The 12,237-nt window shown below is 33.7% G+C and carries 16 protein-coding genes and 1 pseudogene; 3 read left to right on the top strand and 14 right to left on the bottom strand.

Translation table 11 applies throughout. The features are described 5' to 3' along the window. Window positions 1-47: 47 nt before the first annotated feature. The 4 genes from BDW31_RS01310 to BDW31_RS01325 all read right to left on the bottom strand — a co-directional run bounded on the left by BDW31_RS01310 (window position 48) and on the right by BDW31_RS01325 (window position 2,675). On the bottom strand, window positions 48-335 hold the full coding sequence (locus tag BDW31_RS01310; RefSeq protein WP_070632293.1) for a hypothetical protein: 288 nt from the start codon (window positions 333-335) through the stop codon (window positions 48-50). A 251-nt stretch (window positions 336-586) separates the two neighbouring features. Continuing rightward, the gene (locus tag BDW31_RS01315) at window positions 587-1,123 is read right to left on the bottom strand and encodes a VOC family protein (protein ID WP_070485142.1); all 537 of its coding nucleotides are present in this window, start codon (window positions 1,121-1,123) and stop codon (window positions 587-589) included. Beyond that, window positions 1,077-1,826: an MBL fold metallo-hydrolase gene (locus BDW31_RS12410; RefSeq protein WP_176743858.1), complete on the bottom strand. Its 750-nt coding sequence runs from the start codon at window positions 1,824-1,826 to the stop codon at window positions 1,077-1,079. Before BDW31_RS12410 ends, BDW31_RS01315 begins: the two co-directional genes overlap by 47 nt. 225 nt (window positions 1,827-2,051) lie before the next feature. After that, on the bottom strand, window positions 2,052-2,675 hold the full coding sequence (locus BDW31_RS01325) for a nitroreductase family protein (protein ID WP_037550884.1): 624 nt from the start codon (window positions 2,673-2,675) through the stop codon (window positions 2,052-2,054). A gap of 363 nt (window positions 2,676-3,038) precedes the next feature. On the opposite strand from BDW31_RS01325, the gene BDW31_RS01330 reads away from it, so the two are divergent. Continuing rightward, entirely contained in the window at window positions 3,039-4,448 is a 1,410-nt protein-coding gene (locus tag BDW31_RS01330) for an amino acid permease (protein WP_053036206.1), read from the top strand. A 98-nt stretch (window positions 4,449-4,546) separates the two neighbouring features. On the opposite strand, the gene BDW31_RS01335 is transcribed toward BDW31_RS01330, so the two are convergent. Further along, on the bottom strand, window positions 4,547-5,209 hold the full coding sequence (locus tag BDW31_RS01335) for an ABC transporter ATP-binding protein (protein WP_053036207.1): 663 nt from the start codon (window positions 5,207-5,209) through the stop codon (window positions 4,547-4,549). A 12-nt stretch (window positions 5,210-5,221) separates the two neighbouring features. Beyond that, complete coding sequence (locus BDW31_RS01340; RefSeq protein ID WP_053036208.1) at window positions 5,222-6,271, bottom strand: ABC transporter permease; 1,050 nt, start codon at window positions 6,269-6,271, stop codon at window positions 5,222-5,224. Between the two features lie 193 nt (window positions 6,272-6,464). On the opposite strand from BDW31_RS01340, the gene BDW31_RS12670 reads away from it, so the two are divergent. Together BDW31_RS12670 and BDW31_RS12675 are read left to right on the top strand one after the other, a co-directional pair. After that, window positions 6,465-6,752, top strand: a complete 288-nt coding sequence (locus tag BDW31_RS12670) for a LysR family transcriptional regulator (protein WP_240556533.1) — start codon at window positions 6,465-6,467, stop codon at window positions 6,750-6,752. Between the two features lie 38 nt (window positions 6,753-6,790). Next, a complete protein-coding gene (locus BDW31_RS12675) occupies window positions 6,791-7,066 on the top strand; it encodes a LysR family transcriptional regulator substrate-binding protein (protein WP_340130463.1) in 276 nt (91 codons plus the stop codon). On the opposite strand, the pseudogene BDW31_RS01355 reads toward BDW31_RS12675, so the two are convergent. The 8 genes and pseudogenes from BDW31_RS01355 to BDW31_RS01385 form a co-directional block, all read right to left on the bottom strand. Beyond that, window positions 7,048-7,137 (bottom strand): annotated as a pseudogene (locus BDW31_RS01355) (NAD(P)-dependent oxidoreductase); the annotation flags it as partial. The gene BDW31_RS12675 and the pseudogene BDW31_RS01355 sit on opposite strands and share 19 nt — an antisense overlap. Before the next feature lie 126 nt (window positions 7,138-7,263). Beyond that, a complete protein-coding gene (locus BDW31_RS01360; protein ID WP_053036211.1) occupies window positions 7,264-7,692 on the bottom strand; it encodes an Rrf2 family transcriptional regulator in 429 nt (142 codons plus the stop codon). Window positions 7,693-7,865: 173 nt separating this feature from the next. After that, window positions 7,866-8,882, bottom strand: a complete 1,017-nt coding sequence (locus BDW31_RS01365) for a hemolysin family protein (protein WP_070632299.1) — start codon at window positions 8,880-8,882, stop codon at window positions 7,866-7,868. A 157-nt stretch (window positions 8,883-9,039) separates the two neighbouring features. Further along, window positions 9,040-9,471, bottom strand: coding sequence for a 6-pyruvoyl trahydropterin synthase family protein (locus tag BDW31_RS01370; RefSeq protein ID WP_070632302.1), 432 nt, complete (start codon window positions 9,469-9,471; stop codon window positions 9,040-9,042). A 179-nt stretch (window positions 9,472-9,650) separates the two neighbouring features. Next, window positions 9,651-9,929: a hypothetical protein gene (locus BDW31_RS12680; protein WP_240556530.1), complete on the bottom strand. Its 279-nt coding sequence runs from the start codon at window positions 9,927-9,929 to the stop codon at window positions 9,651-9,653. 299 nt (window positions 9,930-10,228) lie between these two features. Then, a complete protein-coding gene (locus tag BDW31_RS12915; protein WP_341460942.1) occupies window positions 10,229-10,483 on the bottom strand; it encodes a patatin-like phospholipase family protein in 255 nt (84 codons plus the stop codon). A 199-nt stretch (window positions 10,484-10,682) separates the two neighbouring features. After that, entirely contained in the window at window positions 10,683-10,907 is a 225-nt protein-coding gene (locus tag BDW31_RS01380) for a hypothetical protein (protein WP_011274482.1), read from the bottom strand. A gap of 154 nt (window positions 10,908-11,061) precedes the next feature. Further along, window positions 11,062-12,234 (bottom strand): YbfB/YjiJ family MFS transporter, encoded by a 1,173-nt coding sequence (locus tag BDW31_RS01385; RefSeq protein ID WP_110708989.1) that lies wholly within the window; start codon window positions 12,232-12,234, stop codon window positions 11,062-11,064. Between the last annotated feature and the right edge of the window lie 3 nt (window positions 12,235-12,237).

The following is a 12,237-nucleotide window of genomic DNA, read 5'->3' on the forward strand; positions in this document are numbered from 1 at the left end:
TTAAAATCAAAAGTTCTTACACTAACATTTTTAATAATCACTAATGTTTATTCCGCGCCTTTATTAACAAATTGCGAGCTACTGGAGGCACTGTCTGCAGCAGATAAGGTCACTTTAATTGCGTCATTTGATTCATCGACTTCGTGCTGCAACTCACTATTGAGTCCTAACAAGTTATTCGCTTGTGTTTCATCACTATTAAGCTCTTCCAAACCATTTACAATCCCAGTCGCTAAAAATTCACATGCATCGTCACTTTCTACATACACTTTTTCTTTTACAATATTTTCAATTACATCGATTAATTCTGATTTTTGAATTTGAATATCAATCATGAAAATTACTCCCTTAAATTGTTGTTGACATAAACAAAATTTTATGTCTTTAATTTTATACCCTTTTTAAGCATAGATATTTAAAATTGCATACATCTAATAACCCTAAACCCCTTATAATATCTAGGCTTAACAAGCTACTTGGAAGGCTTGTTAAAGGCATTATACATTAATTTAAAGGAAGAAAATACTTAATTTTTTTAATATGACAAATGTGTCATATTAATGAATAATGATATGTTTAAATTACTTTAATTGTCGACCTTTTTCGGCACAAAAACTTCTGCCTCACTATCATCTGGATAGTAAAATCCATTAGGTACCGTTTGTAATTCAATTAAGCTTCCCCACGGACTTTTTACATAAACAGTTTGATTACCTTCAGTGTCTTCATATTTCGTATTCGCATGCGGCTCTGAAATAGGTTGACCTCCAGCTTGCGTCAACTGTTTAACGGCCTCATCAAAGTGTTCTGCCTCGATATAAAAAGAGATATGCGTAAAACCAATGTCTTGTAACGTTTGCGCTTGACCTTGATGTGCATCTTTAAATTCAAACATTTCAATATTCGGTCCATTACCAAAGACCATCATACGTTTATGAATAATGGATGCCCCTTCTTCTAAACCAAGAATGTGTTCAACTGTTTCCCCACCACGAGGTTCATCCGTCTTTCGTTGACTATCATAAGCAATCTTTCCGTTGAGCCCTTCTTTGAAAAAGGCTGTCGCCGCTTCAATATCAGGTACTGTGAGTCCGATATGATTGATTCCTCGATTTATATTCATGCACCATCACCTCTAATAACAATGTTTTAATATGCGAGTTACGTATGTTCACCACGACGGACGCAATCAATAATTTTTGTAGTCTCTTACGTTTATCTTCCTCATTTTCAACAAAAAAGACAGCACCTTCTCCTTCAATCGCAACCCAAGGTACAATAGCATCGAAATCTAGGTCTTGAATCAATTCCAGGCTTTTAATGGATGTTTGTCGGTCACTTGAATTGAGAATAACAGTACGCCATTCCCCATCATCTACACATAAAAAGTCGCCTGTAAAAAGGAAACGATGCTCACCGTTATCCCACAGAAACATCGTCGTACCTGACGTATGTCCTGGAGTAGGAATGACTTCTAAATCATCTGCAATCGTCTCACGTTGTTCAAACTGTCCATCAATCGGTACCGTTCGATTGATTGCTGCTACATCATCACGATGAATCCAAAATGGTATATCTATACTAGGTATTCCGCCTGATGATTCATGCTCATGATTCATTAAAACGCATGAAGCGCCGCCTAATAATTGGATATCTGTCACTGCTTCATTTAAACCTGATGAATGATAAATGACTATATTGCCTTCTGGTCGTTCTAGCACAAATGACTTAATACGGTAGCGTTTATCAAATGGAAAGACTGCCTTTGTTGTTTCATATAATCCTTTCTGAATACGTGTTAATGTCTCTAATTGTTTATTATCCATGAATCACCCTTTTCGCAATTTGATATCTTAAGCTATACCCTTTTTCTTCATCATAAATATGATTAGCACTGACTCTATACATCTCTTCATTAAAAAAAGCGGAACAGTATTCATAATGAACACACTGTCCCGCCTCACCGCATGAGTGACGTTAACTAAAAAATTTGATATAAGCGTCTTATCTTTTCAGTCAGTTACGCGTTTTTTCATTATTAAATTGAAGTATTATTTATAATCGATTACACGATCAACTGGCATTCTAAATGATGTGTGTGCCTCTTTAGCTTTCTTGCCTATTGCGACAATCATCACTGGAACATAACGTTCTAAATCATAGCCAAACGCTTTACCGATTTCTTCATGTTCAAAGCCACCAATTGGATTTGTATCATAACCGTGTTGTTTAGCAACTAACATCAATTGCATAGCAGCTAAACTACTGTCTACTTTAACAATGTCATTCATTGATTGGCGTGTGCGATTTTTATAATTTTCTAAAACAATCGGTAACATTTGTTCTTTAACTTCTTGTGGCATGTGACCATTGACAACCGCTTGTTCATAAATATATTCGCCTTCTTCATAGCATTGTAAATCCCCAAAAATGACAATCATTGCTGATGATGTATCATTTTGGTTTGTATTAAATTGAATTAATGGACGCAATTTAGCTTTCGCTTCATCACTTTCAACCACAACAAAACGCCAAGGTTGCATATTCACTGATGAAGGTGCTTTCGTTGCTTTTGCAATCATTTCATTCATTTCTTCATGAGGAATTTTATAATCTGGGTCGAAACCTTTAACTGATTTACGACCTTCTAATATTTCATTAAAATCATTAAGCATGATTAGCCTACTTTCTATCTTTTTTCTATAGTTATAATTTAAATGCAATTTACAAATATGTACAATTATATGTTTTAAAAAACTTTATATTTTAGACAGTAGGCAGTCTTAATTATAGGTATTATAGCCAAAGAAATGTCTATTTCACGCATGATGATATCATACACCTCTCTTATTTACACTTACTATTAATACGAAAATTTGTATAATTCATTGATTAAAAATTAATAAATAGGGTATCATTAATTTTAACAAAAAAAATTAATTACATAATTTAATACAATTAATTAACTAATCATACAGAGTATTCGTAGTCAGTCATAATTTTAAGTCACATATATACTCATGAAGGGGACGAACATTATGGCAGATAAACTGCAAAGGGAATTAAGCAATAGGCATATACAACTTATTGCAATTGGTGGTGCGATTGGTACCGGATTATTCCTAGGTGCAGGTGAATCCATTCACTTAGCAGGTCCATCGATTTTACTTACTTATATTATCGTTGGTTTCGTATTATTTATGTTTATGCGAGCAATGGGAGAAATCTTATTGTCTAATCTAGGATTTAAATCATTTGGTGATATTGCCCATCATCATATTGGTCCAATGGCAGGCTTTATGGTCGGTTGGACATACTGGCTAACTTGGATTATTTCAGGTATGGCTGAAGTAACAGCCGTTGCTAAATACGTTGAATTTTGGTATCCAGCAATACCTAACTGGTTAACAGTTGCATTTACGATTCTTGTACTTGTAGGTATGAACTTATTTAGCGCCAAATTATTTGGTGAACTTGAATTCTGGTTATCACTAATTAAAGTTATTACGATTATCGCATTAATTGTTGTAGGTATTGTTATGGTCATCTTTGCAATGAAGACTGATTATGGTACAGCAAGTGTAGCGAATATTTGGAGTCATGGTGGATTCTTCCCTAATGGCATATCTGGATTCTCAATGGCATTCCAAATGGCAATCTTCTCATTTATTGGTATTGAGTTAATCGGTATCACTGCAGGGGAAACTAAAAATCCATATAAAACGATTCCTCAAGCAATTAACAATGTACCTTTCCGTATATTAATATTCTACATTGGTTCATTAGCTGTTATTATGTCAGTTGTACCTTGGAATCAATTAGATCCTGCGGAAAGTCCATATGTAAAATTATTTGGTTTGGTTGGTATTCCATTCGCAGCGGGAATCATTAACTTTGTAGTTTTAACAGCGGCTGCATCTTCATGTAATAGTGGTATCTTCGCTAACAGTCGTACACTATTCGGTTTAGCTGGAAGAAAGCAAGGTCCACCATTCTTACATAAGACGAATAAACATGGTGTTCCATATTACGCTATCTTACTTACTTGTGGTTTATTAAGTATTGCGATTATTTTAAACGCAGTATTTAAAGATGCTACGAAGGTATTCGTTCAAATCACAACGTTCTCAACAGTACTCAATATTATGATTTGGACATGTATTATGATTGCGTATCTAGGTTTCGTGAAGAGAAACCCTGAATTACACAAAGATAGTAAATTTAAAATGCCTGGTGGCAAATACATGGCATATGCCATTCTTGCCTTCTTTGCATTTATCTTTATCGTTTTACTTATTAATAGTACGACACGTTTTGCAGTACTATTCGCACCAGTTTGGGCAATCGTACTTGTCATCATGTATCAAAAGTATCGAAAAGAATCTGAAAAAGCGACAATCGCTATGGAAGATGAAAAAGATTTAGAAAGAGAATTAAAAGATAAATAGATATTAATTAACTTTATCTAGTAATATCAAGTCATATAATTAACTCCCTCAAAGTAGCCATGATTTTCAAAGCTTACTTGGAGGGAGTTTTATTTTAATTATTTTTCTTTTAAACGTCCATCTTCCATATGGAAGACTTTATCACAGAACTTGGTTAATCGTTCATCATGTGTAACGATAATACATGTTTTACGACGTTGTTTAGATTGTTCTTTTAAGATTTCCATAACTGCCATCGCATTTTCAGTATCGAGCGATGCAGTTGGCTCATCAGCTAAAATAATAGAAGGCTGTGTATAAATTGCCTTAGCAATCGCGACACGTTGTTTTTGTCCTCCTGACACTTCAGAGGGTAATTTGTTCTCAATTTCTTTTAAGCCTAAATCGTTCAACAATTTATCATATTCTTCAGTACTTAACACATCTTTTTTATAACTCTTCAATAAATGGAATTGTTGTTTGACTGTTAAGAATGGGACTAAGTTCGTCGCTTGTAATATAAAGCCAATTTCTTTCATTCTCATTTTAGCTAATTGCTTCTGACTCATTTTTGAGATTTTATTATCATTAATATATATTTCACCGGATGTTGGTGTTTGTAACGCACCAGCCATTGTTAAGAACGTACTCTTACCGGAACCGGAAGGGCCAACAATAGCTATAAGTTCACCTTTTTCAAAAGATAAAGATGTCGGTTTAACTGCTTCAATTGTATGATTACCATCTTGGAATTCTTTAGTCACTTCATCAAATTTTAACATGGTGGCACCTCCTTACCCGATCGCCTTGAGTGGGTCTATTTTTCTAATGGATAATACTGAGAATAAGCTACCAACAAGAGATGTTAGTATTAAAACGATACCAAAGATAATGAGTGTACCGATATTAAATTGGACAGGTACCGCTTCAGGTAAGACTAAACTTGTCAGTAATGTCAGTATTAAGCCAATCAAAGTACCGATTAAGGCTAATATAAAGGTTTGTGCTAACACCATCTTCATTAAGAACCCATTCGTAAATCCTTGAGCTTTTAGTACTCCGAATAAATTCTTTTTCTGCAACGTGATGACATATAAGAATACGCCAATGACTGTGGCAGAAATAACAAATAAGAATGTAATCATAAAGTTCATTGTTAAGTTTTGTGGTTTGTAGCCTGGTAGGTTCTCTACAAAGTCATCTATTCCTATAACTTCTAAATCTTTATCAACATTTTTATCTTTCCAATTACTGTCTTTTACAACTACAGCATTGGTTTTATCTGATGATAATGCTGGATTAATTTTTTCAATCGTTTTGTCATTTGCGAAAATAACAGGAGAAGCATTATATTTAGCACTTTCTGATACGCCAACGATATGTAGTTTCTCATCAGATTGAGATAGCGTGATGGTGTCACCAACCTTAAATCCTTTGTCTTTCAATGATTGATCGATCACGACATCATTATCTTTATTAAATTTTTTGCCTTCCTCAATCATTGGAATCAGGAATGAGTTTGATGTTACGCCAAAGAGTAATGCATTCTCTTCACTATCTCCGTTCGATGCAATAACGCCAATTTGTTTTAACGGTGCTTCTTCTTTAAATTTGCCTTCAACGTCAGACAATTTAAAGACAGATTGTTGAACCGTTTGGTTGGCATCTTTATTTAAAACAATCACATCTGCTTTCCATTTCTTGATGCCTTCAGTGTTCATATTAATTAAACCACTTGCTAACCCGGATAGTAAAAAGAGTAAGTAACTAATTAATACTAAAATGCCTATAATTAATCCGAATTTAAGCTTGTTGCGTTTAATTTCGTTCCATGCAAGAAACATTTAATTCCCTCCTTTATGTGTATTATTAACAAGTATAGCAATACTTATATTAAAAATTACAATGAATTAAACTATTTAAATATTAGTCATATTGAACATCATAAGAAAGTTCTACAAATTGGTTATATTGTGTCACGGCTGTTAAATTCAATTGAACTTGGTCAGCAATATCATAAAAAAGGAAGACATCGATATGACCTATAAAAATAAAATTCAATATTTAGAAGCCATTCAACGTTACGGCAGTTTTTCACATGCAGCCAAACACCTTTATATTTCTCAACCCTATTTAAGACGTTATATTAAAGACGTTGAGAATAACTTAGGTGTGACATTAATTAACCGGGACAGCAACCCGCTAGAACTTACGTATTCAGCTGAGCGATTTCTAGATTATTTACATGAAATTGAGGATATTGATACTCAAATGCGTGATGAATTGCAGACAATTTCTAATTTGAAAAAGGGCGTATCCGTATAGGTGTTAATCCTATTTTAGCTACACATACGCTTTATAGTATCTTGCCAAAGTTTATAGAACATTACCCGGGCGTGGAGATTGAATTAGTAGAAGAAGTGGCACATCGAATTGAACAAATTGTTTCCGATCAAAAAGTGGATATAGGTGTGACGATATTACCGTTATATACCGAAGATTTATCTTATGATATTTTATACACAGAAAATGTATATTTAGCGTTACCTCCTGGACATCAGCTTATCGAACAAGCTAAAGCACACGCTGACGATGGTCAATTTCCATTTCATTTGTTAGATAATGCAGTGACTTCATGACCATGTGCTTGTGCTTCTGTTAATACTTTATTTCCAACTTTACCTGTTGCTCCGATAATACCAATTTTCATGATTTATTCCTCCACATTTTTATATTTGTGGTGATGTCAGTCAATTAGGTCGTTGTGAGGCAGCTTCATTATCGCACTTGTACTTGTAACCATAATAGTTACATGTAAGATATAACGGATGACGACTTATCCGTTTCGTTGCAAGATGTCTGTAACAATATCATCCATTGTGACATTAGCCAAGACACCTTCCATCGCATCTTGTGCACGTAAGAGAATGATTTCAAGCACACTCTGGATATTGGCACCTACAACACAATTTACATTCGTGTCTTCATGCATTTGGAATAATTCGCCTTCGTCAACGACTTCCACCGCTTGATACAAATCAAGTAATGTAATGTCTGTTAAAGGCTTTCTCAGTTGAATGCCACCACTCCCTTGCTGTGTTTCGATTAAATTCGCTTGCTTTAATTTACCTACTAATCTTCTAATTACTACAGCATTAGTGTTCACACTACTAGCAATCCAAGAGGACGTTAATGGTTGCGACTGTTCAACTTTGACTAATGCTAGAATATGCACAGCCACAGTGAAACGACTACTAATTTTCAATCTTCTCACCTCATGTAACCATTATAGTTACAAGTTAATTTATAAGTCAATGTTTTTGAATTTAATTAATTTTGGTTTTAAAAAAGACCCAATCATCAAGATTTTCAAAATCTCAATAATAGGGTCATAATAAGACATAATAATAATATTAATTATATAAGACTAAATTCACATTAATTATATTCATCTTCAATATCGCCAACGATTTCTTCAAGAATATTTTCTAAAGTAATGATTCCCTTGAAATCAGCGTCATTATAAACTGCTGCGATATGCACTTTTCTCTTTTTCATCATTTCTAATATGTGTTTCAATGGTGTATTCATTTTAACGTTAATAATTGGATTAACGAACGTCTCTAGTTTAGATGGTTGTTCCACGTTGAACAATGATTTGGAATGTATGAAACCAACAATTTGATCATCTTTAACAGCTGGATATCTTGTAAACGCATCTATTTTAATTTGTTGAATTGCATCATCAAAACTCGTATTTAAGTTTAGCGTTTTAACATGTTTTTCATCAATCATAATATCTTTTGCGACTAAATTATCAAACTTAAATGCTTGGTTAATATGATGTAACTCACTATCATTAATTTCGCCACCTTCATGGCTATCGTGGATTAATTGTTTCAGTTCTTCCTCAGAATGGAAGACTTCACTTTCTTTAGCAGGTTTCATATTGAACATTTTTAATATCAAACGTGCTGCACCATTTAATATCCAAATAAATGGATACATTATTTTATAGAAAAAGATAATCGGTTTCGCAAAAAGCAATGTAATATATTCTGCCTTTTGGATAGCAATCGTCTTAGGTGCCATCTCACCTACAACAACGTGTAAAAATGTCGCGATAACAAATGCGCCACCAATTGTGAATGGATGTATCCAAGTTTCAGGAATACCAATACTGCTGAATAAAGGATGTAATATAAATTCAAATGTAGATTCTCCTACCATACCGATACCTAGTGCGGTAATGGTAATACCTAATTGACAGGCAGCTAAATATTCATCAAGATGATCGACAACCTTTTTTGCAGCAATCGCTTTCTTCTCACCTGCATTAGACAATTGTGCAATTCTTGTTTCTCTGACTTTAACAATAGCGAACTCTGTCGCCACGAAAAAAGCCGTTAGGACTAATAATAATATAAAAGTAATAAGACTAAGTGTGGTCCCCAAATATGTTCCTCCAAAATAAAAAATTGTAGACTTGCTACTATACTAATTATATCAATAATACATATATAATCAAAATATTTAAATTTTAATTACTTATATAAATAGTGCTTAATTCAAAAGGCAAAATTGAGGACTCTTCTTTTTTATAAGTAGTGACTTAAGGCTTCATAATGGAACGATTTAGACTTACCCCATGGCGGTCAGTCTCAAATAGCTGTAACGCATACATACAATGTTCACCTGGAAGATGTTGTTCAAATTCGTCCCAAATCCACATTGCAATATTTTCAGCAGTCGTATTCATATCAGGCAACGTTTCATTAATGAGTTGATGATTTAATTTAGGTTCAATCACTTTATTATAAATCGCATCTACTTCGTTAAAATCTAATCCAAGACCATAATCACCAATTGGTGAAAGTACGTCTACATACAAGCGATATGAATGATTATGCAAATCTCGAAATATATCTTCACCAAAATAAATTCGATTGTCACATTTAAAATCATATTGTTGTTTTAACACAGTTCGGCCCTCTCTATATTTAAATTGATTGGGTGGTTGAATATGATCGAAACGATTATGCATTGTTCATGCTCCTCTCTTTTACATTTAATACTATTGCCCAAATATCTTCTAAATATTGTTACTAATTAAGAACCTAATAAAAAACATTGGAAATCGCAACGTCCACACAAGAAATTGTTTAATTTAAGCATACTAATCGTCGTTCATTCCAAATTCGAACATCGTTTATAATATCACTTTTATTCATTCCAAAAGTTTCTAATTATCTCTACATCTTCAAGTGCCTGAGTTTCTCCAGCTTTGAAAATGTCAGGTCGAATTGATGGATCTACTGGATTACCGCCTAGTTCATTTAATTTATCAAATACTGCTTTACTAGGTGCAATTAATTTAACTTTCGCGCCACTTTCTTCGAGTTCTTTAATGGCATCTTCTAATTTATATGGCGTTGAAATAGGAAGATTCGTCGCAAGAATAAGTACTTTCTTAGCACCTATAGCTAAATCTGCATTCTCCATGGAATGACATCCACCATCAAAATGTTTGTCACCATCAATCGTCGTAGCCGGCCAAACACCTGGTAACGCGAACCACTTGAAGCCATAGCTTTATGCAAGTTCACTTGACTATCAAACGTTAGTGCGACACGCTCTGCCTTACGCGCATTAATAGCAGTAATCATTAAATTAGATGGCCATTCAGTACCTTTAATTCTATGTTCTAAGCGAGTAATATGTACGCTCTCATTATATTTATGATCTTCTAGTACGTAGAGACTATAATTCTCAATCCATTCTTTAGGTGAATTCGAATGCTCTTATATTTGAGCATATCTTTCGAAGATACCTGACATATCTTTAACTGGCGGCATTTCATTAGATTTAGGCGCAATTTGCTCATCATAAATGACATCAAAACTCTTGTCAGATGTTAATCCTGTAGCAACTTGCGCGCTACCCGATGTACCTATCATTAAATCTGCATGACGAACATCTATACCTTGATTAGATAATGTTAACAGATAGCCTAACTCCCAACCTATGGCTAGCGAACCACCACCGCCAAGTACAATTTCATGTTCTTAATTGTCTTTTTATAATTATTCAAGAACTTAATGTTCCAGCCTCTACAAATATATATTAGCAGTAGTTGACTGGTGGGCGAAGCCCCCAACAAAGTGAATTTCATAAAGAAATTCTACAAGCTAGGCAAGCTGGGGGTACAATGAAATAAATATTATTTCTGACCTACTCCCCGACCGATAATTCATATTAATCTAAATAATTTTCAGCATGCTCAAGACCGAAATGTTCATCTTTAGCTTTTTCTTTTTCATATTCTTCTTGAGAGATTTGTGTAATACTTTCAACTGCATAACTTACTTTTTTTGCAAATTGTTCAACTTCTTCTTCATTTTTAGCCAATACAAATACTGTTAAGATATTATCATCAACAATATCTTTATAATGTTGATAACGTAATTTATAAATATTCATGTGACAATCCCCCTATAAATTAAAAACCTCATGCCGTTTCATTTTTCATGAAAGGTTTAATTAGTAAAATATGCCCTATTTTTATTACTTCCAAACTTCTATATTGCTTACGATTTTAAAAATTCTTAATTAAACCATGTATTTCAAGATATTTTTATTTATATGCATTAAATCTATAGCTTATTACACTAAATATGAAACCTAGTATAAGTAATATCATTGCGAAGGTTAACGCCAACTGATAATTGTTTGAATCTCCGATGAGTAATCCCGCAATCATTGGCGCTATCATTTGTCCGACACTATAAACGACTGTTAATAACGATACAAGATTTAACTTTTGATTTGTATAATACATAAGTTCTTGGCTTTTCGACATAAATAATGTTGTTAAACCTAAGAAGGTTGCACCAAATAGCATCGACGCAATGATTAAGCCTAGCATATGATGTGAAAAGATAGGCAAGCCTACACTAATAATTTGTAATATTAATGCACTATATATCGCCTTTTTGTACCCAAACTTTTCAGCAAATAATGACCAAATTAACGTGGCCGGCATTGCACCTAGACCTACAAACATCCAACTTAATGCAGCGTAATCTGCGTATGCAGGTATAGTCTTAATAAGTGCGACTAAAAATGTACCTGTAACTATATAGCCCGCTCCCTCAAAAAAATAGGCAATAGAGAATGAAATAATAAATGCACGATTTAATGCCTTCCCTGGATTCTGATTTGATGACGTCGTGTGTATAGAGATTGAAGGGTTGTTCTTCATACTGGTTAGTATAATGATACCTGCCATTAAAGCCACAACACCTAATATAATCCATGTTGCTTTCCAAGTCTGAGCTTGCGTATAAAGAAATATAAAAATACTACTAGAAAATATTCCTATTCCTACTGCACTATATAAAATTCCCGAAATACTTTGTTTATTAGCCATTCTTAATGCTTCTAACGCTACGTTAGATGCTAAAACAAAGATCGTACCACTCGTTATGCCGGCAATTATTCGCAGAACTGACCAGATAAGAAAATGCTCTGAAAATCCCATTAAAATAACAGAAATCACATTAATCATGACATACAACTTTAAATCAAAGACTTTAGATTTTATCGTAATAAACATAGGTATGATAGCACCCATTAGATAACCTAAATAATTGAATGTCGCTAACAGACCTGCATTTTGGTTATTCATCGAGGTATCTTGTTGCATAAATGGCAAAATTGGAGTATATGCAAAGCGGCTAATTGACATTGCAATCATTAATGCCAGCATGCTTAATACCAATTGTTTATAAGCTTGTTTAGGTATCATAAA

Source organism: Staphylococcus sp. AtHG25 (genome assembly GCF_003217445.1).
GTDB lineage: Bacteria > Bacillota > Bacilli > Staphylococcales > Staphylococcaceae > Staphylococcus > Staphylococcus haemolyticus.